This window comes from Actinacidiphila paucisporea (assembly GCF_900142575.1).
Lineage (GTDB): Bacteria > Actinomycetota > Actinomycetes > Streptomycetales > Streptomycetaceae > Actinacidiphila > Actinacidiphila paucisporea.
The window spans coordinates 226,176-250,427 of record NZ_FRBI01000002.1 but is presented as its reverse complement, the minus strand read 5'-3'; the positions used below and the strand labels follow the sequence as shown (position 1 = coordinate 250,427).

Sequence of the window (24,252 nt, the reverse complement as noted above, 5' to 3'; positions counted from 1 at the left end):
CCCCGGGGGGCGGAGGGGGAGCCGGCACGATGCTTTGTCCTAACGGCCACGAGTCCACGGCCACCGACTGGTGCGAGACCTGCGGCATGCGGATGCCCGCGCCGCCGTCCTCGTCGTACAGCTCGCGGCCTCCGTCGTCGGCGGCGTCCTCCTCCTCGACGCCGCCGGTCTCGCCGCAGCCGGCCTTCGGCTACGACCCGGCGGGCGCCGGAGGCCAGGGGCCGGCGCAGCTGTGCCCGGCGTGCGGGACGCCGCGGGAGGGCATGGCGCTGTTCTGCGAGGAGTGCCGCTACAACTTCCATACGCATTCGGCCACCACCTTCGTCCCGCAGGCGCCACACATCGCCCCGACCGCACCGGACGGGCCGCCTTACCAGCGCTACGACTCGCAGCTGTCGCGGCCCTCCCGGGTCAACCGGCCCGCGGAACCGCTGCCGTCGGAGTCGGTCACGGTGACCTCCGGCTCGGGCGACTTCCTGCTCGACCCGCCGAGCGCGGCGACGGCCGCCCCCGCCCCGCCGCACGGTCCCGGCACGTCCGCGGCCGCCTCGCCGCCGGCGGCCGCACCGGGCAGGGGCACGGCCTGGCTGGCGGTGATCGCGGCCGACCGGGAGTATTTCACCGCGGTGATGGCCCGCAGCGGCCCCGACGCGAGCGGCCTGTACTTCCCCGCCTTCTCCCCCGAGTTCGAGCTGCCGCTGACCGGCCACCAGATCACCATCGGCCGGCAGCGGCACAGCACGGGCGAGGCGCCCGACATCGACCTGTCACGCGCCCCGGAGGACCCGGGCGTCTCCCACAAGCACGCGGTGCTGGTCCAGCAGCCCGACGGCTCCTGGTCGGTGGTCGACCAGGACTCGACCAACGGCACGACGGTCAACCTCGCCGAGGACCCGATCCCCGCCTACACCCCGATCCCGCTGGCCGAGGGCGACCGTGTCCACGTCGGCGCCTGGACGACCATCACCCTGCACCGCATCTGACAGGCCCGTGGCTCACCCCCGAGCGGCCGGTACCGGCCAGGTGTCCGGCCCTTGCGGGCTGTCGAGCCAGATCCACTGGCGGCGGCCCTCGACGGTCAGCCCGAAGCGGCTGCGCGACGGGTGCCGGTCGGGCAGCGAGGAGTCGCCGCCCACCGCGGGCGGCGGGATCCCCGCGCCCCGGCCGCGCAGCGGCACGAAATAGGCCGGCGTGGGCAGGAAGCGCCCCTCGGCCCTGCCGGGCCCCAGCACGGTCAGCAGCACGAGGCCGGCCGCGAAGGGCGCCAGGATCCGCGCCCCCGGCCGGCACTGCCCGGTCCAGGCCGGCGGCACCGCGGGCAGCTCGCAGGTCGCGATCACCCGGTCGTACGGCGCCCCCGGCGGCCAGCCGAGCGCCCCGTCGCCGGTGACGACGGTGACCGACAGGGCCTCCGGGGTGCCGTACGCGGCCAGGTGCTCGCGCGCGGAGGCGGTGATCGCCGGGTCCAGGTCGACGGTCGTCACCGCGCCCGTACCGCCGAGCCGGTGCGCGAGCAGCGCCGCGTTGTAGCCGGTGCCCGCGCCGATCTCCAGCACCCGCTGGCCCTCGCGGACGTCGAGCGCCTCGCACATCAGCGCCATCAGCGACGGCTGGCTGCTGGAGGAGACCAGCTCGCCGCCTTCGACGTGCGTGGCGATCGGCTGGTCGCAGTAGGCGCCCGTCAGCCAGCGCAGCCGCCGCCGCGCGTCGGGCTCGTCCGCGGCGTAGCGCCCGTATCCGCCGTCGGCGACCCCGCGGTAGTACTCGGGCACGAACAGGTGCCGCGGCACCTCGGCGAAGGCGGCCCGCCAGGCCGGGTCGGCGAGCCCGCCGCCGGAGACGATGCGGCGCACCATCCGGTGCCGCAGCGCGGCGGCCGCCGCCCGGAAACGCTGGTCCTGAGCCGACCCTGCCATCCCTCCATCGTGCCTCCGCGGCAGGGGTCCTACGACCCGGGTCCTCGGCCGGGCCGTCTGCGACCATGGTGGGGTGACTGAGATCCCGCACGGCACGGTCGAGCAGCAGACGTTCTACGAGCTGGTCGGCGGCGAGGACACCTTCCGCCGGCTCGTGCACCGCTTCTACCAGGGCGTGGCGGGCGACCCCGACCTGCGCGCGATGTATCCCGAGCAGGACCTCGGCCCGGCGGAGGAGCGGCTGCGGCTGTTCCTGTCGCAGTACTGGGGCGGCCCGCGGACGTACAGCGACGAGCGCGGCCACCCGCGGCTGCGGATGCGCCACGCGCCCTTCCAGGTCGACAGGGCCGCGCACGACGCCTGGCTGCGCCACATGCGCGCGGCGGTCGACGAGCTGGACCTCGCACCCGAACACGAGCGGCAGTTGTGGGACTACCTGGTGTATGCCGCGGCTTCGATGGTGAACACCCCCGGCTGAGCGGACCCGCGTCCGGGCCGGTCACGATCGTATTGCGACAATCTCCGACATGTTTCAGCACGGCCCCGTGTGTTGAGAAGATCCGGTCAGCGACGGGGGACGGGGGCGGCACGGGTGACCGGATTCGTTCTGCTGCGCGTCCGCGCCCACCGGTTGCTGCTGGCCGCCGCCCTGCTCACCGTGGTGCTGACCACCTGCGTGCTGGCGACCCTCGCCTCCTACACCGGCGCGATCGGCGACGCCGCGCTGCGCCGCACCCTGCAGCACCAGGCCGCCGACAGGTCGACCTTCGACGTCAAGGCGTCCCTGACCGGCAGGGACCCGGCCGCTGTGGACAAGGCGATACGCGGCGAGCTGGTCCGGGCCTTCGGCACGCTGCCCTCGCAGGTCAGCGCCAGCACCAGGTCGGGTCCCTACGGTCTGCCCACCGCCCTGCGACCCGCGAGCGCGGCCAAGAACCCCGACCCGGACCTGACGCTGCTGGAGACCTTCGACCGCGCGCGGCTGGAACTGGTCGGCGGGAGCTGGCCGGCCGCCGCCGCCAAGGGCGCGGCAACCGTCGACGTGGCGGTGCCGGAAACCGTTGCGAGGGCTCTGCACATTGCCGCGGGCCGGCACATCACGCTGGCCGACCGGCTCGGCGGCCCGCCGCTGCGGACCGTGGTCACCGGCGTCTACCGGCCCGCCGACCTCGGCGCGCCCTACTGGCAGCTCGACCCGCTCGCCGGGCGCGGTGTCCACACCCTCGCCTTCACCACCTACGGCCCGCTGCTCGCGGACCCCGGCACCTTCGCCTCTGGGCGGGTCACCGCCGACGAGATGTCCTGGCAGGCCACCGGCGACTTCCGGGGCGCGAGCGCCGCCCGTCTCGACACCCTCGAAGCGGCCGTCCAGGACACCACCGCGCGGCTGAAGGCCGACCGGGCCACCGGCGCGGCGCAGGCGAGCACCGGACTGCCCGACCTGCTCGACGGGCTGCGCCGCAGCCTGCTGGTGACCCGCTCCACGCTGCTCATCGGCGCCTTCCAGCTGATCATCCTCGCCGCCTTCGCCCTGCTGCTGGTCGCCCGGCTGCTCGCGGAGGAAAGAGCGGGCGAGACGGCGCTGCTGCGCGCCCGCGGCGGTTCGCGCGGCCGGGTGGCCCGGCTCGCCGCCGGTGAGGCCCTGCTCCTGGCGCTGCCCGCGGCAGTGGTCGCGCCGCTGCTCGCGGGACCGGTCACCCGGCTCCTGGCGGGCACCGGGGCGATGGCCCGCACCGGTGTCACCCTCGACGGCGGCGGGACCGGTGGCGCCTGGCTGGTGGCCGGCGCCGCCGCACTGGCCTGCGCGCTCGCGGTGGTCGTGCCGGCCCTGCGCTCCACCGCCACCACCGCACGCACCCGGCGCGGCCGCCTGCCGGGTGCGCTCCAGGCCGGCGCCGACCTCGGGCTGCTGGTGATCGCCGGCGTCGCGTACTGGCAGCTCCAGCGCCGGGCGTCGGGCGGCGGCGCGCTGAACTCCGACCGGTCGGGCGGCCTCGGCATCGACCCGGTGCTGGTGGCCGCGCCCGCGCTGTGCCTGCTCGCCGGCACCGTCCTGGTGCTGCGGCTGCTGCCGCCCGCGGCCCGGCTCGGCGAGCGCCGCGCGGCCCGCGGCAGCGGCCTCGCCCTGGCGCTGGCCGGATGGCAGCTGGCCCGCCGCCCCCGGCGCGGGGCCGCCGCCGCGCTGCTGCTGGTGCTGGCCGTGGCCATGGGCATGTTCTCCATCGGGCAGGGCGCCAGCTGGGACCGCTCGCAGCGCGACCAGGCCGACTTCGCCGTGGGCGCCGACCTGCGGGTGACCGCCATGACGACGCCGCCCTTCGGCCAGGCCGGCATCTTCACCGCCGTGCCCGGCATCACCGCGGCCGCGCCCGCCGCCCGCGAGAGCCTGCTGCTGCAGGGCGACCAGCAGGCCACCGCCCTGGTCGTGGACACCGCGAAGGCCGCGGGCGCGATGCGCCTCAGGTCCGACCTGACCGGCGGCCGCCCGCTGCCCGCGCTGCTGGCACCGCTGCGTACCGCGCCCGACATCCAGGGCCTCGCCCTCGACGCGGCAGCCCGCCAGGTGACCTTCCGAGCCACCCTGACGGCCACCGCCCTCCACGGCGGACCCGCGGGCGCCGGCGACCGGCCGGACCACGTCAGCGTCGCGGTGGTCGACGCCGAGGGCGTGCCCTACGACTTCGCGGTCGGCGACCTGCCACCGGACGGCCGCCCGCACACCCTCACCCTCGACCTGGCCACCGCGGCGGGCAAAGGCACCCCCGCGGGCCCGCTGCGGCTGGTGCGGTTCGAGTCGTCCTACGAGGTGCCCGCCGTGTCCGAGACCCGGCAGTTCACCCTCGCGTCGGCCCGGGTCGCCCTGGCCGACGGCACGGTGGCGGCGCTGCGGGCACCGGGCGGCGGGGCGTGGGGGGCCACGGCGGACTTCGACGACAGCCCGCTCGGCGACGTCCCCGACGCCGTCCGCCCCAGCGCCACCGCCCCCCGGGCCGGCGGCGCCGCACTGCTCTCCTTCGGCTACCGGACCGGCCATTTCTCCGGCGGCACCGACAGCTTCCAGCAGAGCGGCGCGACCGTACGGGTGAGCCCCCACACGCCGGCTCCCCCGCCGCTCAAGGCGGTGGCCACCGAGGGCTACCTGCGGGCGGTCGGGGCAAAGGTCGGCGACACCGTCCAGGTGCAACTCGGCAATACGACGACGCCGGTGGTCATCAGCTCGGCGGTACGGGCGCTGCCCGGCACCGACCCGGCCGAGTCGGGCGCGCTGCTGCTCGACCTGCGGGCCGTCAACCGGGTGCTGGCCGCCGCCGGCAGCCTGCCGATGCAGCCCAACGAATGGTGGCTGGCCACCGCGCCGGGCACCGCGAGCCGTACCGCGGCCGCGCTGCGCGCCCGTACCGACGTGGACACCGTCCTCGACCGCGCCGAGACGGCGGCGGACCTGCGGGCCGACCCGCTGGGCGCGGGCCCGCAGTCCGCGCTGCCCGCGGCGGTGATCGCGGCGGCGGTGCTGGCCGCTGTCGGCTTCGCGGTCGGCGCGATGGGCGCCGCCCGCGAGCGCCGCACCGAATTCGCCGTGCTGCGCGCCCTGGGGGCACCGCGCCGCAGCCTCACCCGGATGCTGGCCGCGGAGCAGGGCCTGCTGGTGCTCGTCTCGCTCGCCGTGGGCCTGGTGCTCGGCACCTTCCTGACCCGGCTGATCACCCCGCTGATCGTGCTGACCGGACAGGCCGCCCGCCCGGTCCCGCCGCTGGTGATCGAGCTGCCGGCGGGCCGGCTCGCCGAACTGCTCGCCGTGCTCCTCGCCGCCCCCCTGCTGGTCCTCGTCGCCACCGCGACGCGGCGCGGCGAACCGGCGGCGGCGCTGCGCCACCAGGCGGAGGACTGAATGCCTTTCACCGACTCCTGGCTGCGGACCCGGCTGCGTGCCGCCCCCGCGAGCGCGCTCGCACTGGCCGCCCTGGTCCTGGTCACCGCCTTCCTCGGCGCTGCCCTGCCGCGGGCCGTCGACCGCTACGAGGACCGGGCGCTGCGGCAGGCCGTCACGGACGCCGCGCCCCGGGACCGCGGCGTGTCGCTGTCCGACGACTACGACACCGCGGGCGACCCGGCGGGCGAGGACAGGCTCCGGCCCGGCAGCCTGGACGAGGTGGAGCGGGACTTCCGCCGCCTGCTGAGCCCGCCGCTGCGCATCACCCCCAGCGAGGTCGTGCAGGGCGTGCGGTCCGGCGCCGAGGCCGAGGTCCCCGACCCGGAGCTGCCCCGCACCTCCGACCATGCCCCGGGCGCCGACCTGGTGGCGCAGGCGGGCCTGGCCGGTCATGTGCGGGTGGTCGCGGGCGCGCTGCCCCGGCCCGAGCCCTCGGGAGGTCCGGCCGCCTTGGCCCTGGACGGCATGGTCACCGAGAAGACCGCGCGGGTGCTGCGCCTGAAGGTGGGCCAGCGCGTGCACCTGAGGAAATTCGGCGCGAACCCGCTGACGGTCACGATCAGCGGCATCGTGGTCCCCCGGGACCCGGCGGCCGGCTACTGGACCACGGACGACGACCTGCTCGCCCCGCTGGTCAGCTACCCGCCGCACCTGCCGATCGACCCGCCCCACACGTACTGGCACTTCACCGTCCTGATCGACCCCACCGCGGCCCGCTCCCTGCCGCTGCTGGGCACGGGCGCCTCGATGTACTGGCACCACCCGCTGGACGCCGCGCCGTTGACCGCCCACGACGTGCCCGCGCTGCGCGCCGAACTGGCAGCACTCGGCAACGGGCCGCTGGCGACGCAGTTGGCCACGTCCACCGGTTCACCGTCACTGCACGCCGTGGCCGGGGTCGGCTCGGTCCTGTACGGCTTCGCCGGCGACCGGACGGCCTCCCGGCCGCTGGTGCTCATCGCCGCCTTCGGGGTGGGCACCACGGCCTTCGCGGTGCTGCTGATGGCGGCGGCCCTGGCCGCGGACCGCAGGCGCGGCGACCTCTCGCTGCTGCGCTCCCGTGGCGGCTCGCTGCGCGGCATCTTCCTGCGGCTGGTCACCGAGACCGCGGCGGCGGCGGTACCGGCCGGGGCGGCGGGCACCGCGCTGGCGCTGCTGGCGCTGCCCACGGGACGCTCGGCGGCCGCGCTGGCGCTAGGCGCCCTGGTCACCGCGGCCGGGACGCTGGCGATGCCGCTGCGGGCCACGCTGGCCGTGCGGCGGCCCCGGCCCGCGGAACGCGAGGACCTGGTGGCGCTTCGGCCCTCCCGGCGAAGGCTGGTGCTCGAACTGACCGTGACCGTGCTCGTGGCCGGCGCGGTGGCCGCGCTGCGGCGGCGCGGGACGGCCGACGGTGCCGACCCCTTCCTCGCCGCGGCACCCGTGCTGGTCGCGGTGGCCGGCGCGCTGGTGCTGCTGCGGCTCTACCCGCTGCCGCTGCGCCGGCTGGCACGCCCCGCGGCACGGCTTCGGGGGGCGGTGGCGCACCTCGGGCTCGCCAGGGCCGGCCGGGCCTCCTCCGGCGGGCAGTTGCCGCTGCTGGCGCTGCTGGTGGCGCTGACCGTGGCGTCCTTCGGCGGCTCGGTGCTTGCCGGGATCAGCCACGGCAGGGACCGGGCCGCCGCCGCGGCGGTCGGCGGCGACGCCCGGGTCGACTCGATCTACCCGCTGGACGCCGGGCTGCCCGCGCGGGTCGCGAAGGTGCGGGGCGTCGGCGAGGTGGCCGCGGTCCGGGTCGAACCGCACGCCGCCAACCAGGACATCCAGCTGAATTTCGACCTGCTGATCATCGACGACCCGGCCGTCTACGCGCGCATCACCCGCGTGGCGGGCATGCCCGCCTTCCCCGCGGGCACGCTCGGCGCCGAGGTCGCCGCTGGCTCACACGGCCCGCTGCCCGCCGTCGTCTCACCGAGGATCGCCGACCTGCTCGGCGGCGCCACGAAACCGGTCGAGACCGGTGTCGGCATCAGCGGCATCAGGGCGGCGGCGACCCTGCCGGCCACTCCCGCCGTCGGCGACGGCGACTTCGTGATCATCTCGGGGCGGCAGCTCCACGCGCAGCACCCGCGGCTCGCCGCGTACCCGCAGTACGGCGGCCCCACCCTGCTGCTGGCCGGCGCCGCGCACGGGCAGCACATCGACGCGGCCGCGCTGCGGAAGGCCACCGCGGGCAGCAGCAGCCCGGCCACGGTGGAGCTGCGAAGCGACAAGCGGGCGGAGCTGTCCGACAACCCGCTGCAGCGCGGCGCCCGCGCCCTCTACCTGGCGGCGGTCGCGGCCGGCGCCGGCTACAGCGTGCTCGCGCTGCTGCTGTCGCTGATGGCCGCGGCACCCGGCCGCCTGGCTCTGCTGGCGAGGCTGCGCACCCTGGGGATGCCGCAGCGGCAGTCCCGGCGGCTGGTGCTGCTCGAGTCGCTGCCCCAGGTGCTGCTCGCCGCCGTGGGCGGGGTGCTGGTGGGCCTCGCGGTCGTTCCGCTGCTCGGCCCCGGCATCGACCTGCACGCCCTCACCTTCGGCAGCAGCGGGCGCGAGACGCCGCAGCCTTCCACCGGGATCGGCCTGCGCGCCGACCCCTGGTCCCTCGCCCTTCCCTCGGCCGTCCTGCTGCTCCTCGCCTGCGCGGTGCTGCTGGGGCAGGCCTGGCTGAGCGGGCGACGCCGAGAGAGCACCGAGCTGAGAGCGGGTGACCGGACGACATGAGCGGACACGGGACGACGGGGGAGCCGGACGCGGGCGCTCCGGGTGTGTCGGGGTTCTCGGCAGGTGAGGTGGTCTCCTCGGCAGGTGGGGCGGCGCGGTCCGCCGCGGGTAGGGCCCCTGCCCCGGTGAGCCTCGCGGAGCTGGAACGGCAGGTCGCGGAACACCGCGACGGGCCCGCGTACGGCCAGGACTCGCTGATCAGCTGCGACCGGCTGGTGCGGATCTTCACCGCCGACGGCGTCGAGGTGCAGGCCCTGCAGGGCCTCGACCTGCTCGTGGGCAAGGGCGAACTGATGGCGCTGGTCGGGGCGTCGGGCAGCGGCAAGTCCACCCTGCTCAACATCCTGGCCGGGCTCGACGTCCCCACGGCGGGCGCGGCCTCGGTCGGCGGCTACGACCTGCTGGCCATGGACGCCAAGTCCCGGCTCCGCTACCGCCGGGAGGTCGTCGGCTTCATCTGGCAGCAGACCTCGCGCAACCTGCTGCCGTATCTGACCTCCGCGCAGAACGTCGTCCTGCCCATGCAGCTGTCCGGCCGCGGCGGGCTGCGGCACAAGCGGCAGCGGGCGGCCCGCGCCGCCGAACTGCTCGGCATCCTCGGCGTCTCCCACTGCCACGACCGGCGCCCGGCCCAGATGTCGGGCGGCGAGCAGCAGCGGGCCGCCATCGCGGTCGCCCTGGCCAACGACCCGGCCGTGGTCCTCGCCGACGAGCCCACCGGCGAGCTGGACTCCGCCACCGCCGAGCAGGTCTTCGGCGCCTTCCGCACCGCCAACGAACAGCTCGGCACCACCGTCGTGGTCGTCACCCACGACCAGTCCGTCGCCGACGCGGTGCACCGCACGGTCGCCATCAGGGACGGCCGCACGGCCTCGGAGGTCGTCCGGCGCACCGAGATCGACGAGCACGGCCGGGAGTCGGTGGTGGCCAGGGAATACGCCACCGTCGACCGGGCCGGCCGGCTGCAGCTCCCGCGCGACTACACCGAGGCCCTGGAGATCCGCCGCCGCGTCCTGCTGGAACTCCAGCAGGACCACATCACCGTCCGCCCCGACGACCACCCCGAGAGCCGGCAGGACTGACCGGGGCCGGCTGGCCGGGGTCTGCCTCAGGCCGGGGAGAAGCTCAGGCCCACCGCGGCCGACTCGCGCCGTACCGCCACCGAGCCGTATCCGGTACGCAGCCGCGTCCACGGTCCCGCCTCCAGCAGCGTGACGGCGTCGTCACCGTCGCCGCGCAGGAAGCCCAGCGCGTGCGCCGCGTGCACCACCCGCACGGTGGTGCCCTGGTAGGGCCGGTTCCACAGCTCCTCCGCGAGCGCGTCGAGCGCCGCCCGGGTCCGCTCCTGCGGCGGCAGCTCCTCGGTACGGGCCCGGAATTCCGCGACCGCCTCGGCCGCCGCCTTCCGCACCTGGCCCGGGTCGAACTCCGCCGTCCGCCGCCAGCCGCCACGCGGCGGCAGCAGACCCGCCCACGCGGGACCGGTCACGGACGGCGGCAGCTCGAAGCCCTCGGCCGCCGCGGAGACCGCTTCGAGCAGCTGCCCGGCCGACACCGTCGCGTCGACCGCAGCGGCCACCGACTCGTCGCCGCGCACCGCGGTGCTGCGCACGGCGAGGACACCGCCGAACGGCGGGTGCCCGAAGACCCCGAGCGCCGGTTCGCCGGCCGCCGAGCGCAGCCGCACCACGGCCGCCTTGTCCCAGCGCACCAACCGCCCGAGGAAGGCGGCCAGGTCGGCCGCCTCCCCCGCGGTGTCGCCGCCGTCGCCGTGCCCCAGGGCCAGCCGGACTGCGGTCATACGACGACGGCCCCGTCATCGTCGCGGTACTTCTCCAGGAAGGCCCGCTCCTCGGAGGTGATCCGCCGCGGCCGGGCCAGGGCCAGGTTGTACGGCACCACGACGGTCGAGGCCCGCGCGTAGACCGTCGCCTCGTCCTTCACCTCGTAGCGGACCGTCATCGACGCCGCCGAGATGTCGGTCACCCACGTCTCGATGTCCACCGGCTCGTGCCGGTGCACCAGCGGGCGCAGGTAGTCGATCTCGTGCCGTGCCACGACGGAACCGCCGGTGAAGGACGCGCTTCCCTCGCCCGGCGCCAGGCGGAACATGAAGTCGATCCTGGCCTCCTCCAGATACCGCAGGAAGACCACGTTGTTGACGTGCCCGAAGGCGTCCATGTCCGCCCAGCGCAGCGGGCAGCGGAAGATGTGGCGTGCCATCAGCCGCGCGTCAGCTTCTTGTACGTGGCGCGGTGCGGGCGGGCCGCGTCGGCGCCGAGCCGCTCGACCTTGTTCTTCTCGTAGGACTCGAAGTTGCCCTCGAACCAGAACCACTTCGAGTTGCCCTCGTAGGCCAGGATGTGGGTCGCCACCCGGTCCAGGAACCACCGGTCGTGGGAGACGACCACCGCCGCGCCGGGGAATTCCAGCAGCGCGTTCTCCAGCGACGACAGGGTCTCGACGTCGAGGTCGTTGGTCGGCTCGTCGAGGAGCAGCAGGTTGCCGCCCTGCTTGAGGGTGAGGGCCAGATTCAGCCGGTTGCGTTCACCGCCGGACAGCACGCCCGAGGGCTTCTGCTGGTCGGGGCCCTTGAAGCCGAAGGCCGACACGTAGGCGCGCGACGGCATCTCGACCTGGCCGACGTTGATGTAGTCCAGGCCGTCGGAGACGACCTCCCACAGCGTCTTCTTCGGGTCGATGTTGGCGCGGTTCTGGTCGACGTAGGAGATCTTCACCGTCTCGCCGACCTTGATGACGCCGGAGTCGGCCTCCTCCAGGCCCTGGAGCATCTTGAACAGCGTGGTCTTACCCGCACCGTTGGGGCCGATGACGCCTACGATGCCGTTGCGCGGCAGGGTGAAGGACAGGTCGTCGATCAGCACCTTGTCGCCGAACGCCTTCGACAGGTGCTGGACCTCGACCACGATGGCGCCCAGTCGCGGGCCCGGCGGGATCTGGATCTCCTCGAAGTCCAGCTTCCGCATCTTGTCGGCCTCGGCCGCCATCTCCTCGTAGCGGGCCAGTCGCGCCTTGGACTTGGCCTGCCGGCCCTTGGCGTTGGAGCGGACCCACTCCAGCTCCTCCTTGAGCCGCTTCTGCCGCTTGGCGTCCTTCTGGCCCTCGACCTTGAGCCGGGACGCCTTGTTCTCCAGGTAGGTGGAGTAGTTGCCCTCGTAGGGGATCGCGCGGCCGCGGTCCAGCTCCAGGATCCACTGCGCCACGTTGTCCAGGAAGTACCGGTCGTGGGTCACGGCCACGACGGTGCCCGCGTACTTGGCCAGGTGCTGCTCAAGCCACTGCACGGACTCGGCGTCCAGGTGGTTGGTGGGCTCGTCGAGCAGCAGCAGGTCGGGCGCTTCGAGCAGCAGCTTGCACAGCGCCACCCGGCGCTTCTCGCCGCCGGACAGGGTGGTCACCTGCCAGTCGCCGGGCGGGCAGCCCAGCGCGTCCATCGCCTGCTCGAGCTGCGCGTCCAGGTCCCAGGCGTTGGAGTGGTCGAGCTTCTCCTGGAGCTTGCCCATCTCGTCGAGCAGCGCGTCGGAGTAGTCCGTCGCCATCAGTTCCGCGATCTCGTTGAACCTGTCCAGCTGCGCCTTGACCTCGGCGACACCGTCCTGCACGTTCTCCAGCACGGTCTTGGACTCGTCCAGCGGCGGTTCCTGCAGCAGCATGCCGACGCTGAAGCCGGGCGACAGGAACGCGTCGCCGTTGGACGGCTGCTCCAGCCCCGCCATGATCTTGAGCACGGTGGACTTGCCGGCACCGTTGGGACCGACCACACCGATCTTCGCGCCCGGCAGGAAGCTCAGCGTCACGTCATCGAGGATGACCTTGTCGCCGTGCGCCTTGCGCGTCTTGCGCATCGTGTAGATGTACTCAGCCAAGAGAAACCGTCCGGCAGATCGAGAAGGGCCAATGTGCGGCTCCGCCGCGTGAGGGCAGATACACCCCATCTTGCCGTACGTCCACCCCTGCGGGCGAATGAGTACCTCCGACCCCGCCCGGGGCGGCGGCCACGCTGCCCTGCTCGGGCAGGCCGTGCAGCCCGTCGGACGGGCCGCGGACGCGCTCCCCGTATGCACCCTCCTCGATCGTCAGCCGGCTTCCCGCTCTTCCAGGCGGCGCCGCCCGGGCGCGGAGCCGAAAGTCCACGCGGGAGCGTCAGGGCACGGCCACCGCTGCGGCCGGCGGCGGAGCCGCCGGTTCGGGCACATTCGCGGCTGGTGCGGACTTCCGGCTGAACCGCGCGACGCCGCGGGCCAGGTCGTGCCCGACGGCCACCGCCTCGATCTCCGCCGCCGTATACCGCCGCCCGTCGCGCTCGTCCTCACGGATCTTCAACCGCCCCTGGACCACGAGTGGTTCCCCCAGTCCCACCGAGTCCTTGATGTGGCCCGCGAGCGTGCGCCAGGCACACACCGTGTAGAAGCTGGTCGCTCCGTCCGTCCACGCCCCGCGTTCGGAGTCCCAGCGACGCGCGGTGGTCGCCAGCCGGAAGCGGGTGACCCCCACACCGGTGGCGGTGGTGTACATCTCGGGCTCCGTCGCCACATTTCCCACGACGGTCACCAGGGTCTCGTTCATCGCACGGTCCTCGCTTTCCGCGTCGTCCCGCGGTGGGACGCTCTGAGGACATCGTCCCCCAAATCAGGACGGTCAAGGAAAGACCATCACGAATCTGTGGATAACTCGTGACTGTGGATAAGTCGTCACTCGTACGAGTGCGAATGGGAATACATCGGGTGGGAATCACGCGCGTACGGCGCGCGCGAGGAAGTAGAGGAAGTACCCGCCACCACTGCGAACTGCTCGCGCACCTCGCGGTAGCGCATCAGCTCGGCCGCGACCGGTTCGAGCACCCTGGCCCTGCCGCAGTCGGCGGCGGCGTCCCGCAGCCGGCGCTCGGCGGTCTGGCCGTACCGGCGGGCCGGCCCGCGGGCGGCGAACCGGCAGCCCGCGGAGACCAGCGGTCCGCCGAGCCCGCCGGCGGCGGCCATCGCGACCGGCACCCACCAGCTGAGCTGGATCGAACCGAACGCGATCGCGCTCAGGCACACGGCGCCCGCGACCGCCAGCGCCATCAGCAGCCACTGCACCAGGTGGGCGGCCGACCACCAGCCGGGCCGCTCGGGCGGCCCGGGGACGGCCCGCGCGGCGGCCCCGTCCAGCGCCGCAGGCAGGCCCTCACCGCCGCGCCGGGCCGCGTCACGCACCGCCTGCGCCCAGGGCGCAGGCAGGCCGCGGGCGGCGTCGGCGGCCAGGCCGCGTACCGCCTCCCCGACCAGCGGCCGGGACGCCACGGGCCCGATGGAGCCGCCGGTACCTCCCGGGCCGTTCCGCCGTACGGGTGAAGTCGGCGTCTCCCGTGGTCCGGGGGAACCGGCGCCCGCGGCGGTCCGTTCTCCCCTCAGCCGCCCCCACGGTGTGCCGCACGCCACCCGGGCGGCGCCCGCCCAGTCCCGTTCCGCCGACTGACCCGCTCCGGCCGCTCCCACCGCGTCCGCCAGCCGGTCGATGAATTCCTCCCGCGCCGGATCGGTGAGCCCGGCGCCACCCTCTCCCACGTAGAGCGGGTGCAGCCGGCTCGCCGTGCGGTCCATGTCGGCAGCCAGCCGGCGGCCGGCCGCGGTGCGTTCGGCGACGATCTGGGCCAGCACACCGCGCAGATCGGACACGCCGTGCCCGGTGAGCGCCGAGGCGGCCAGCACCACCGCGCCGTCGTCGCCGTGCTCACCCACCGCGAGACCGTCCTCGTCCAGCAGCCTGCGCAGGTCGTCGAGCACCAGGTCCGCCGAGTCCCCCGGCAGCCGGTCGACCTGGTTGAGCACCAGCACCGTCACATCGGCATGCCCGGAAAGGGGGCGCAGATAGCGTTCGTGCAAGGCCGCGTCGGCGTATTTCTCGGGGTCGAGCACCCAGACGACGACATCCACCAGTTCCAGCAGCCGGTCCACCTGCGCGCGGTGCCCGGGGGCGGCGGAGTCGTGGTCGGGCAGGTCGATCAGGACGAGCCCGTCCAGGCTCGCCCCGTCGGCCGGGGGCCCTTGGCAGCAGTCACCGCCGAAATCGTCAAGCCGTGAACCAGCCGGACAGCCGTCGTCATCGACCGGGATTCCGGCGGCCCCGCCGAACCCACCGGCCACGGCTGCCGTGTCCCGCGGATCCGCGTCGCCCGCGAGGTCCGGAACGCCGCCCTCACCGGGGGCCCCGCCGGCGCGGGCGTCGCGGAGCACCCCGGTGCCGGGGTCCACGGCCCCCGCGCCGGTGTCCAGGCGTCCCGCGCCGTCGGCCGGAGCGGGGATCCGCGCGCTCCGCCGGGCGTAGCGGTCCTGCGAGGCGATGCCGAGGCGGTCCAGCAGCCCGGCGGCCCCGTCGGGGTGCCAGGCGCAGGCGATGGGGCGGGCCGTCGTGGGGCGGCGCGTCCCGGTGTCGGACAGCTGAAGTCCGGCCAGGGCGTTGAAGAGCGCCGACTTGCCGCTGCCGGTGGCGCCGGCCAGGGCCACCACAGTGTGGTCGAGGGAGAGCCGCCGCCGCTCGCCGAGGCGTTCGAGCAGCTGACCGGTCTCGGCGAGGGCGTCGGGGCTGATCCGGGTCCTGGACAGGCCGAGCAGCTCGCCGAGCGCGTCCACCCGCGCGCTCAGCGGATCGGCCGCGGCGGCTCCCGCCTGTCCGGCGGCTCCTGAGCCGCCCCCGGAGGCGGGTGCGGGGGCCGATCCGGTGGAGGCGGTGGCGTGGCGGCCGCCTCCCGCCCGCTGGGTCGTGGCCGACGGGTCGGCGGTGGTCGAGCGCACCGGGGTCACCGTTCCTTCTGCAGTAGGGACAGCGCGGAGATCAGCGAGGACTGCTGCCCTGCCGTGACGTCGAGGGCGTCGACCGGGGCGAGCCTGCGGTCGCGTTCGCCGTCGAGCAGCCCGGCGACGGCGTCGGCGAGCCGGTCGCGCGCCGCGTCGCGCATCCGCAGGGCCGCCTGCGCGCCGACGGTCTCGGCCAACCGCTCCCCCGCGGTGCGCCCGCGCCGGCCGCCGAGCAGCGCGGTGGCCAGCAGGGCGGCTACGTCCTCGGGGTCGGCGGCGGGGCGTTCGGTGTCGTGGGCCGCCCGCAGCTGGGCGTGGGTGAGATCGGCCAGGGTACGGCGCCAGCGGCGTACGCCCTTGTCGATCCGGGCGGCCACGGCCACGCGGTCGCGGTCGGGGCGGGACAGGCCGTCGTCGAGGAGCGCCTCGCCCGCCGGGTCGCGCTGCCAGCTGTCGGCGATCCGCTCGTCGGCCGCGTCGGTCTCGGTGCGCAGCAGCGCGGCCAGTTCCTCGGCCAGCGCGTGCTGGAGGGTGTCGGGGCCGCATGCGGGGTAGCCCCGCCACTGGGCCAGCGCCTCACCGGCGAGGGGTGCGCCGGCGCGGACGGCCGCGTCGATGTGCTCGGCGGCCAGCTCGTAGGCGTCCTCCGCGGCGCGGGCCAGGCGCAGGGCCGCGGCGTGCTGGGCGGCGGAGGCGGCGGCGAGGGCGGGCAGCCGGCTGCCCAGCGAGTCCAGGACGCCCGCGGCCGTGCGGCGGGCGGCGTGCTGGCGGGCGGCGGGGTCCTGCGCGCAGTGCGTGAGCCACTCGCGCAGCCCTGCGACGGTGGTCTGCGGCAGCAGGCCCCCGCCGCCGGCGGACTCGGGCAGTTCGGGGACGGTGAAGCGGGGCACGTCCCCCAGGCCCGCCTTGGTCAGCAGGGCGGCGTAGTGCCTGCTGACGTCGTCGGCGATCTGGTGCGGGACGCGGTCCAGGACGGTGGCGAGGGTGACGTCGTATTCCTTGGCGGTCCGCAGCAGGTGCCAGGGCAGGGCGTCGGCGTAGCGGGAGGCGGTGGTGACCAGGATCCAGATGTCGGCCGCGCAGATCAGTTCGGCGGCGAGTTCGCGGTTGCGGGTGACGAGGGAGTCGATGTCGGGGGCGTCGAGGAGGGCGAGGCCGCGCGGCAGGGAGTCGTCGCACTCCAGCCGGAGTTCGGGCCGGGCGGGCTCGTGGCGGTCGGGGACGTCGTCGTCGCCCCTGCGCTGGCGTACGGCCCAGGCGCGGGTCAGACCGGGCAGTACCCGCGGGTCGGCGAACCAGGCGCGGTCCTCGGGGTGGCAGACCAGCACCGGAGTGCGGGTGGTGGGCCGCAGGACACCGGATTCGCTGACACGACGGCTGATAAGTGAGTTGACAAGCGTCGACTTGCCCGCTCCCGTCGATCCGCCGACCACCGCGAGCAGCGGCGCCTCGGGGGCGGTCAGCCGGGGTACGAGGTAGTCGTCCAGCTGGGTCAGCAGTTCCTGGCGGGTGCGGCGGGCCCGGGCGGCTCCGGGCAGCGGGAAGGGGAAGCAGGCGGCCTCGACGCGGTCACGCAGCGCGGACAACGCGTCGATCAGCTCTGGCCGTACGTCCAAGATCGCCACGTCGGCAGAATGCCCCATATTGGAGCATTTAAGAAGCGCATTTCGGATAATTGGCCGCATTCACCCCGGATAACGCCCGACCGGCGGCGGCCGGTCGGGGCCCGGCGACGGAGCCGCGACCGCCGCACAGGAGCTGCGCAATGGTCGCGCAAAGGTCACGGGAAGGCCCGCGGAAGGCCGGGAAACCGCTGCGCGGCAGTGTCGGATGGTGCTCAGGGGCCAGAACGAGCCACCGGCATAACGACTGCACAACGGCAGTGTTGCGACCCGTCAAAAGCGATGCGACTTCCGCGCCTGCCTGCGATTATCGGACCACTTCACCGAACCTCCACAACGCGTCACGCGGGTGAAGCAGACGGCAGCACGGACGCGGCGCCCTATCCTTGACCTCGGTACAGGTCACGGAACCAGCCAGGGGCGAAGACAGCCGCGGCCATTGTCCGGCCCCCGTAGCTCAGCGGATAGAGCAGGCGCCTTCTAAGCGCTTGGCCGCAGGTTCGAGTCCTGCCGGGGGCACTCTCACGCGGCCGACGCCCCGTCCGGGCACCGACCGCCGCCCTGCCGGACGCACCATCCCGCCGCGGACGGCGAGGAGATGGATCGCTGAAAAGACGGATCACCTGGAACGTACCGGGCTCCGCGTAGCGACCGTGTAAGGACCGCCCACCCTCGACCGGCGCCCTCCCCGTACCCCGCCCGGCATTTCTTACGGAGCCGGGACGGTGAGGCGATACGCCCGTTTTGCACCGGTGATGGCATGATGCGCGAGTTAGCGTGACGATCAGTCCGGCTGCACCTCTCTGCGCCGCCAACTCCGTTGTGCAATGGGCAAGTTGACGGCTTCCTCGGCATGCCGGACGCCCCCGAGAAGCCTCCTGACCTGCAAGAGGAGATCAGCATGCCCACCAGTACCCGCAGCACCCGCAGCACCCGCAGCACCCGCCCGGGCCGTACCGCCCGCGCAGCCCGCGCCGCCGCCGTCGGTGCCGTCGCGGTGGCCACGGCCGCCGCCGTCGCGGCCCCCGCGGCGGGCGCGGCCACACCGCGGCAGGCGACCGATCGCGACAGCGCCCCCGTCTTCGTCCAGAGCGACAACCCCACCGCGAACACGGTGGTGGCCTACCACCGCAATCCCGACGGTTCGCTCGGCCGCCACGAGGTCTACCCCACCGGCGGCCGGGGCGGCGTCCTCGACGGCTCGGTCGTGGACCACCTCGCCTCGCAGGGCTCGCTCAGCTACGACTGCGAGCACCAGCTGCTCTACGCGGTGAACGCAGGAAGCGACACCGTCACCGTCTTCGCGGTGCACGGCGACCGGCTGCAGCGCCTCCAGGTGCTCCCCTCGGGCGGCGACTTCCCGGTCAGCGTCACCACGCACGACGACCAGGTGTACGTGCTGAACGCCCGCGACGGCGGCTCGGTCCAGGGCTACGTGTGGAACGGCCGGCATCTGATTTCCGCACCCGGCCGGCACCGCGATCTCCACCTGGCCGCCGCCTCGCCGGAATTCACCCACACCCCCGGCCAGGTCGGCTTCACGCCGGACGGCTCGAAGCTGATCGTCACCACCAAGGCCGGGGCCAACAGCATCGACGTCTTCCCGCTCACCTCGTCCGGCGCCCCCGCCGCCCACCCGGTGGTCACCTCGACCCCCGACGCGGTGCCGTTCGGCTTCACCTTCGACCGCGCGGGACGGCTCCAGGTCACCGAGGCGGGGCCGAATGCGGTGGCCACCTTCACCGTCGGCCGCGACGGCACCCTGCACCAGGTCGGCCAGGTGGCGACGGGGCAGATGGCGACCTGCTGGGTAGTCGCCACCGGCGACAACCTCTATGCGTCCAACGCCGGAAGCGCCACCCTGTCCGGCTACCAGGTGGAGCCGCGCGGCCCGCTCACCGCGCTCGGAAACACCCCGACCCACGACGGCACGGTGGACGCCGCCGCCTCCTCCGACGGCCGCGACGTCTACGTACAGACCGGCGCCCAGGGAATCGTGGACGAATTCCGTGTCGGCCGCGACGGCTCGCTCACCCGGACCGGATCGGTCACCGTACCTGGCGCGGTCGGCGGCGAAGGCATCGCCGCCGGTTGACCAGCCGGATACCTGTAGCGCACCCGCAGCCTCGCCCATCCCGCCCGCCACACTGGTCGGCGAGGGGGGGCGAGGTTTTGCGGAAGTCGTACGAGTCTCTTATGGGGTTGTGAGATGGTGTGCGCCGTAGTCACCTCTGCCGGACCGCAGGTAAAGCGGCTTGAACAGAGACGGCCGCCCGGCAGTCGTGTCGCGGCCATGGGGTAGTTTGCTCTCTCCGCGTGCTATCGATGCGAGGATCGTTTGCGTATGGATTCCACACTCCCCGGGGCCACGTCGGCCGCGTCGGCGGCGCGGCGGCGCAGGCGGCTGACCCACAGGATCAGGGACGGGCTACGCGATCTGAGCGTCCAGTTGGCACTGCTGAACCACCAGATCGGGATGCAGCTCGATCTGCGGGACGCCGATCTCGAATGCCTGGACCTGATCGGCCGCTACGGCCCGATCGGGCCGACGGCCCTCGCCAAGCGCGCCGGGATGCACCCCGCCACCCTGACCGGCGTGCTCGACCGGCTGGAGCGCGGCAACTGGGTGATTCGCACGCCCAATCCGACCGACCGGCGCGCCGTGCTGGTGCAGGTCGTCAAGGAGCGCGCGGCCGAGGTCACGTATCTCCTGTCCGGGCTGAACACCGCGGTCGACGGGATCTGCGCGGAGTACGACGACGACGAACTGGTGCTGATCGCCGACTTCCTGCTGCGTACGGCACGCGCCGGACGGATCGCCACCGACGAACTGGCCGACACCTGACGCACCATGCCGGGCGGCCGGCGCTGATGTCACATTTCCCCGTGGCCCCGCATCTCAGTTGACAGTTGCGTCAACGAGGAGGCCACGCGCATGTCCGACGACCCCGCTGAGCTGCCCGACGACACGGCCACCCGGGTTTTCGCGAGACACCGTGAACTGCTGTTCTCCGTGGTCTACAGCATGACCGGCAGCGTCTCGGACACCGAGGACGTCCTCCAGGACACCTGGCTGGCCTGGGTACGCGGCGGCCGTCGTCAACAGGCGGCGGACCGGGACGGCGGCGACAGCGAGGACGGCGACGGGCAGGACGCCGGTCACCCTTGCGGGTATCTGCTGCGGATCGCCGTCGGACGCGCGCTGGCCCGGCAGTCCGAGACCAGCCTCAGCCGCGCGGCCTACGTCGGCCCATGGCTGCCGGAGCCGCTGGTCACCGACCCGCTGCCCCAGGCGGCGGAGATCGTCGCCGCCGACGGCGTCGTCTGGCCGAGCCTGCCGTCCGAATCCAGCTCGACGGCACTGCTGGTGGTGATGGAGACGCTGCCGCCGCTGGAGCGGGCCGTGTTCGTACTGAACGAGGTCTTCGGCTATCCGCACACCGAGATCGGCGGAATCCTCGGCCGCCACCCCGGCGTCGTCCGCCAGATCGCGCACCGGGCGCGGGAGCACGTGCGGGCGCGGCGCCCGCACTATGCGGCGGACCCGCGGACCCAGCAGCAGTTGACCGAGCGTTTCATCGCCGCCGCGATGGCCGGCGACCAGGCGGCGCTGCTGGAACTGCTGGCGCCGGACGTGACGATGTGGACCGACGGCGGCGGCAGGGTCCGCTCCGCGCTGCGGCCGGTGACCGGCCGCGAACGGGTCGCCAGGTTCCTCAGCGGCTACGCGGCGTCGCACCCGCTGGACGGGCTGGACGGGCTGGACGGGCTGGACGGGCTGGACGTACGCTACCGGCCCGTCAACGGCGACCCGTCCGCCGTCGTCTTCTCCGGCGACTCGCCCTATGCCGTACTGGTGATGGACCTCAGCGCCCCGGGTGACCAGGTCACCGGCATCTACCTGGTCACCAACCCCGAGAAGCTGTCCCGGGTCGTCCGGCAGCCGGGTCCCGGCGAGGACCGCCACTGACCGCACGGCACGGTGGCTTCAGCCGCTCGTGGGTGTCAGCCGCTCGCGCAGGAATTCCACCACCCGCTCGCGGGCGGCGAGCGCGGGATGCCCGGGGGTTTCCCTGACCTCGGTGGTCAGTACGGAGTGCGCGGAGCTCTTGAAGCCGCCCGCATTCCCCTTGGCCGAGTCCAGTTCGATCACCTCGAAGGCGTCGCCGAGGCTGCGGCGCAGGGTCGCGAAACGGCTGCGCGTGGCGCCCTTGTCCTCGCTGAACCGCAGGCCGAGCAGGCACAGGCCGGACTCCCGGGTGCGGGCCACCACCGTGGCCAGCTCCTTCGGGGACACGCTCGGGTCCGCGGCGCGCCTGCCGCCCACGGGGAAGGGCAGCGCGGGCTGGCTGAGCACCGGGGCGAGAACCACGTCGTCGACGGCGGCGGCCAGGGCGAAGCCGCCGGTGAAGCACATCCCGATGACGCCGACACCGGGTCCCGGGGTGCGGGCCGCGAGGTCCCGAGCCAGCGCCCGGAGGTAGTCGGCGAAGGGGCGGTTGGCACCCGTGGCGAAGGCACTGAATTCGGCGGACACGCACAGCTTGGCGACGGTGGCGAGGGTGTATCCGGCGGTCGACTTGCGGCCGGGCACACCGAAGGGCGACGGGATCGCGACGGTGAAGCCCTGCTCGACCAGGTGGTCCGCAAGGCCCAGCACCTCGGGCGTCATGCCGGGGATCTCGGGGACCAGCACCACCCCCGGGCCCTCGCCCTTCTCGTACACGTCGTGGGTTAAGCCTGCGCCGGTGAACGGGCTGCTGCGCCAACCGGTCAGATCGGAGGTGGGTGCGGAGCCGGTCATCAGGGGTTCTCCTCGGTGGTCGGGTCGCCCGCGGTGCGAGCACGGTGGAGGCCCGGCCGACTGCGGACGTCGCGGCCGCCGGGTGCGCCGGGGTCGTGCGCGCGCCTCCATCCTGCCCATCCGGCCGAGCGCCACGCCCACGGAACGGCGATTCATCCCCGGACGGATGTCCGGGACCGAGGAGGCGGGAGAGTGAGCAATTCTGCTCATTCAAGGCTGGTTTCGCGCATGAATGCTCATCTACACTGCATGGGACGCCCCGGCCTGGGGCCGGTCGGCACCGCCTCTCCCGTATCGAGGAGCACTGCATGCCCGTCTCGTTGACCACCGCCGAGATCACCTCCCAGCCCGACTGCTGGCTGCGTGCGGCGAGCATCGCCGCCGAGGCCGCCGACCGGCTGCCGCAGCGGGGCGAGCGGGTGGCGGTGATCGGCTGCGGCACGTCATGGTTCATGGCCCAGTCCTACGCGGCGCTGCGCGAGCAGGCCGGGCACGGGGTCACGGACGCCTTCGCCGCCTCGGAATTCCCCTTCGGCCGCGACTACGACCGCGTGCTGGCGATCACTCGCTCGGGGACCACCACCGAAGTGCTGCGGGCCGCCACCCGCCTGCGCTCCGCCGACGTCCGGGTCGTCGCGGTCACCGCCGACCCGGACACGCCGGTCCGGGAAGCCGCCGACGAAGTGGTCGTACTGGACTTCGCCGACGAACGCTCCGTCGTGCAGACCAGATTCGCCACCACCGCGCTCGCACTGCTCCGCGCCCACCTGGGCCACGACCTCACCGCCGCCGTCGCCGACGCCCGCACCGCCGTGGCCGCCGACCTGCCCGAGGCGCTGCCGGCCGCCGAGCAGACCACCTTCCTCGGCACCGGCTGGACCTACGGGCTCGCCCAGGAGGCGGCGCTCAAGATGCGCGAGGCCGCGGGTGCCTGGACCGAGAGCTATCCGGCGATGGAATACCGCCACGGCCCGATCAGCATCACCGGGCCCGGCCGTACGGTCTGGGCCTTCGGTGCGCTGCCGGCCGGGCTGGCGGACGATGTCGCCGCGGTGGGCGGCACCCTGGAGTCCCGCCCCGACCTGGACCCGCTGGCCGATCTGGTGCGCGCCCAGCGGCTCGCGGTCGCCGTGGCCGAGCGCAGCGGCCTGGATCCGGACCGCCCGCGCAACCTGACCCGCTCGGTCGTCCTCGGCTGACCCGGCCCCCGCCGCTTCCCACGAATCCGAGGGACCGCATGACCGCCACCACCACCGCCGACCTCGTCACCGCCGCCCGCGCGGCCGGCCACGGCGTCGCCGCCTTCAACGTCATCACCCTGGAGCACGCGGAGGCCATCACCGCCGCCGCCGAGGCCGCCGGGCTGCCGGTGATCCTGCAGATCAGCCAGAACGCGGTGGCCTTCCACCTCGGCCGGCCGGCGCCGCTGCTGGCCGCCGCGGTCGCCCTCGCCGCCGCCGCCGCCGTACCCGTCGCCGTGCACCTGGACCACATCCAGGACGAGGACCTGCTGCGGGCCGGTGTCGCCGCAGGAGGGTCCTCCGTCATGTACGACGCTTCGGCGCTGCCCTACGAGCAGAACGTGCGCGCCACGGCCCGGGTCGCCGCCTGGGCGCACTCCCAAGGCGTGTGGGTGGAGGCCGAACTGGGCGCGGTCGGCGGTAAGGACGGCGCGCACACCCCGGGCGTGCGCACCGACCCCGACCAGGCCGCCGCCTTCACCGCCGCGACCGGCGTGGACGCGCTCGCGGTCGCGGTCGGCAGTTCGCACGCGATGACCCTGCGCACCGCACGCCTCGACCACGCCCTGATCGCCCGGCTGCGGGCGGCCGTCGCCGTACCGCTGGTGCTGCACGGCTCCTCGGGCGTGCCCGACGACGAACTGCGGCAGGCGGTCGCCGCCGGCATGGTGAAGATCAACATAGGCACCGCGCTCAATGTCGCCTTCACCTCCGCCGTGCGCGGGCAACTGTCCGACGATCCCGCCGTGGTCGATCCGCGCCGCTATCTGCGACCGGCCCGGGACGCGATGGCCACCACCGCCCGGCACCTCCTCCAGGTCGTCTCCTGCAGCACCTCTCCCGCCTGATCGCACTGTTACCCGTTCGCTACTTTTGTCACCGTTTCGCGGGTTCCACGTCACAGAAGATCGACAAGCCCATGCGGCGCTCCCCTCCACGTCGTTGACCCGACGAGTGTGCTGACGGTCAGTCACGAACGCTCGGAGGTACCCGACATGACGGACAAGACCTTGTGGTCGTACGCGGACATCGCCGCACATATCCGCGTGCAGGTCGACACTGTGCGCTCCTATCGCAAGCACGGGCACTTGCCCGATCCCGACCGCGTGGAAGGGGGCAAGCCCTACTGGTACGCGGACACCATCAGGGCCTGGAGCGCCCGGCGGCCGGGGAACCGAGGCCGCCGGGACCCGGACTGA

General features: G+C 74.1%; 19 protein-coding genes and 1 tRNA gene. 12 read left to right on the top strand and 8 right to left on the bottom strand.

Going from position 1 to position 24,252, the window contains the following annotated elements; all coding sequences use genetic code 11:
• Positions 1-29: 29 nt before the first annotated feature.
• Entirely contained in the window at positions 30-983 is a 954-nt protein-coding gene (locus BUE44_RS04255; protein ID WP_073493843.1) for an FHA domain-containing protein, read from the top strand.
• Between the two features lie 12 nt (positions 984-995).
• Here BUE44_RS04255 and BUE44_RS04250 read toward each other — a convergent pair whose 3' ends face one another.
• On the bottom strand, positions 996-1,916 hold the full coding sequence (locus tag BUE44_RS04250) for a methyltransferase domain-containing protein (RefSeq protein ID WP_073493841.1): 921 nt from the start codon (positions 1,914-1,916) through the stop codon (positions 996-998).
• Between the two features lie 73 nt (positions 1,917-1,989).
• Between BUE44_RS04250 and BUE44_RS04245 the strand changes: the two genes are divergently transcribed.
• From BUE44_RS04245 to BUE44_RS04230, 4 genes are all read left to right on the top strand, one after another.
• Positions 1,990-2,394 (top strand): globin, encoded by a 405-nt coding sequence (locus BUE44_RS04245; protein ID WP_073493839.1) that lies wholly within the window; start codon positions 1,990-1,992, stop codon positions 2,392-2,394.
• 114 nt (positions 2,395-2,508) lie between these two features.
• Positions 2,509-5,805 carry an ABC transporter permease gene (locus BUE44_RS04240; RefSeq protein WP_073493837.1) on the top strand — a complete coding sequence of 1,099 codons (3,297 nt, stop codon included), beginning with the start codon at positions 2,509-2,511 and terminating at the stop codon, positions 5,803-5,805.
• Positions 5,806-8,589, top strand: a complete 2,784-nt coding sequence (locus tag BUE44_RS04235; protein ID WP_073493835.1) for an FtsX-like permease family protein — start codon at positions 5,806-5,808, stop codon at positions 8,587-8,589.
• Positions 8,590-8,714: 125 nt separating this feature from the next.
• Positions 8,715-9,671 carry an ABC transporter ATP-binding protein gene (locus tag BUE44_RS04230; protein ID WP_235001900.1) on the top strand — a complete coding sequence of 319 codons (957 nt, stop codon included), beginning with the start codon at positions 8,715-8,717 and terminating at the stop codon, positions 9,669-9,671.
• A 26-nt stretch (positions 9,672-9,697) separates the two neighbouring features.
• Here BUE44_RS04230 and BUE44_RS04225 read toward each other — a convergent pair whose 3' ends face one another.
• The 6 genes from BUE44_RS04225 to BUE44_RS04200 form a co-directional block, all read right to left on the bottom strand.
• Positions 9,698-10,390 (bottom strand): hypothetical protein, encoded by a 693-nt coding sequence (locus BUE44_RS04225; RefSeq protein WP_073493831.1) that lies wholly within the window; start codon positions 10,388-10,390, stop codon positions 9,698-9,700.
• A complete protein-coding gene (locus tag BUE44_RS04220) occupies positions 10,387-10,812 on the bottom strand; it encodes an acyl-CoA thioesterase (protein WP_073493829.1) in 426 nt (141 codons plus the stop codon). Before BUE44_RS04220 ends, BUE44_RS04225 begins: the two co-directional genes overlap by 4 nt.
• Positions 10,812-12,476, bottom strand: coding sequence for an energy-dependent translational throttle protein EttA (gene ettA / locus BUE44_RS04215; RefSeq protein ID WP_073493827.1), 1,665 nt, complete (start codon positions 12,474-12,476; stop codon positions 10,812-10,814). The genes BUE44_RS04220 and ettA overlap by 1 nt, the downstream gene beginning before the upstream one ends.
• A 277-nt stretch (positions 12,477-12,753) precedes the next feature.
• Positions 12,754-13,176: a single-stranded DNA-binding protein gene (locus BUE44_RS04210; protein ID WP_073493825.1), complete on the bottom strand. Its 423-nt coding sequence runs from the start codon at positions 13,174-13,176 to the stop codon at positions 12,754-12,756.
• A 125-nt stretch (positions 13,177-13,301) separates the two neighbouring features.
• Positions 13,302-15,383, bottom strand: a complete 2,082-nt coding sequence (locus BUE44_RS04205) for a GTPase (protein ID WP_235001899.1) — start codon at positions 15,381-15,383, stop codon at positions 13,302-13,304.
• A 5-nt stretch (positions 15,384-15,388) separates the two neighbouring features.
• Complete coding sequence (locus tag BUE44_RS04200) at positions 15,389-17,011, bottom strand: dynamin family protein (protein ID WP_107415610.1); 1,623 nt, start codon at positions 17,009-17,011, stop codon at positions 15,389-15,391.
• A 443-nt stretch (positions 17,012-17,454) separates the two neighbouring features.
• Here BUE44_RS04200 and BUE44_RS04195 point away from each other — a divergent pair.
• From BUE44_RS04195 to BUE44_RS04180, 4 genes are all read left to right on the top strand, one after another.
• Positions 17,455-17,527: transfer RNA gene (locus BUE44_RS04195), tRNA-Arg, on the top strand.
• Positions 17,528-17,909: 382 nt separating this feature from the next.
• Positions 17,910-19,103 carry a lactonase family protein gene (locus BUE44_RS04190; protein ID WP_073493819.1) on the top strand — a complete coding sequence of 398 codons (1,194 nt, stop codon included), beginning with the start codon at positions 17,910-17,912 and terminating at the stop codon, positions 19,101-19,103.
• Positions 19,104-19,352: 249 nt separating this feature from the next.
• Positions 19,353-19,853 carry a MarR family transcriptional regulator gene (locus BUE44_RS04185; protein WP_073493817.1) on the top strand — a complete coding sequence of 167 codons (501 nt, stop codon included), beginning with the start codon at positions 19,353-19,355 and terminating at the stop codon, positions 19,851-19,853.
• Positions 19,854-19,943: 90 nt separating this feature from the next.
• The gene (locus BUE44_RS04180; RefSeq protein ID WP_073493814.1) at positions 19,944-20,978 is read left to right on the top strand and encodes a sigma factor-like helix-turn-helix DNA-binding protein; all 1,035 of its coding nucleotides are present in this window, start codon (positions 19,944-19,946) and stop codon (positions 20,976-20,978) included.
• 18 nt (positions 20,979-20,996) lie between these two features.
• On the opposite strand, the gene BUE44_RS04175 is transcribed toward BUE44_RS04180, so the two are convergent.
• Positions 20,997-21,812, bottom strand: coding sequence for a dienelactone hydrolase family protein (locus BUE44_RS04175; RefSeq protein ID WP_073493812.1), 816 nt, complete (start codon positions 21,810-21,812; stop codon positions 20,997-20,999).
• Between the two features lie 308 nt (positions 21,813-22,120).
• Here BUE44_RS04175 and BUE44_RS04170 point away from each other — a divergent pair, with 308 nt between their 5' ends.
• The 3 genes from BUE44_RS04170 (at position 22,121) to BUE44_RS04160 (ending at position 24,252) form a co-directional block, all read left to right on the top strand.
• Entirely contained in the window at positions 22,121-23,011 is an 891-nt protein-coding gene (locus BUE44_RS04170; RefSeq protein ID WP_073493810.1) for an SIS domain-containing protein, read from the top strand.
• A gap of 38 nt (positions 23,012-23,049) precedes the next feature.
• Positions 23,050-23,901, top strand: a complete 852-nt coding sequence (locus BUE44_RS04165) for a class II fructose-bisphosphate aldolase (protein ID WP_073493808.1) — start codon at positions 23,050-23,052, stop codon at positions 23,899-23,901.
• A 147-nt stretch (positions 23,902-24,048) separates the two neighbouring features.
• Positions 24,049-24,252, top strand: a complete 204-nt coding sequence (locus BUE44_RS04160; protein WP_073493806.1) for a MarR family transcriptional regulator — start codon at positions 24,049-24,051, stop codon at positions 24,250-24,252.

Bases quoted from the DNA above. Each gene is read 5' to 3' on its own strand.
- BUE44_RS04255 (WP_073493843.1), top strand. From the start codon at position 30: ATGCTTTGTCCTAACGGCCACGAGTCCACGGCCACCGACTGGTGCGAG.
- BUE44_RS04250 (WP_073493841.1), bottom strand. From the start codon at position 1,916: ATGGCAGGGTCGGCTCAGGACCAGCGTTTCCGGGCGGCGGCCGCCGCG.
- BUE44_RS04235 (WP_073493835.1), top strand. From the start codon at position 5,806: ATGCCTTTCACCGACTCCTGGCTGCGGACCCGGCTGCGTGCCGCCCCC.
- BUE44_RS04225 (WP_073493831.1), bottom strand. From the start codon at position 10,390: ATGACCGCAGTCCGGCTGGCCCTGGGGCACGGCGACGGCGGCGACACC.
- BUE44_RS04220 (WP_073493829.1), bottom strand. From the start codon at position 10,812: ATGGCACGCCACATCTTCCGCTGCCCGCTGCGCTGGGCGGACATGGAC.
- BUE44_RS04210 (WP_073493825.1), bottom strand. From the start codon at position 13,176: ATGAACGAGACCCTGGTGACCGTCGTGGGAAATGTGGCGACGGAGCCC.
- BUE44_RS04190 (WP_073493819.1), top strand. From the start codon at position 17,910: ATGCCCACCAGTACCCGCAGCACCCGCAGCACCCGCAGCACCCGCCCG.
- BUE44_RS04185 (WP_073493817.1), top strand. From the start codon at position 19,353: ATGGATTCCACACTCCCCGGGGCCACGTCGGCCGCGTCGGCGGCGCGG.
- BUE44_RS04180 (WP_073493814.1), top strand. From the start codon at position 19,944: ATGTCCGACGACCCCGCTGAGCTGCCCGACGACACGGCCACCCGGGTT.
- BUE44_RS04175 (WP_073493812.1), bottom strand. From the start codon at position 21,812: ATGACCGGCTCCGCACCCACCTCCGATCTGACCGGTTGGCGCAGCAGC.
- BUE44_RS04170 (WP_073493810.1), top strand. From the start codon at position 22,121: ATGCCCGTCTCGTTGACCACCGCCGAGATCACCTCCCAGCCCGACTGC.
- BUE44_RS04165 (WP_073493808.1), top strand. From the start codon at position 23,050: ATGACCGCCACCACCACCGCCGACCTCGTCACCGCCGCCCGCGCGGCC.
- BUE44_RS04160 (WP_073493806.1), top strand. From the start codon at position 24,049: ATGACGGACAAGACCTTGTGGTCGTACGCGGACATCGCCGCACATATC.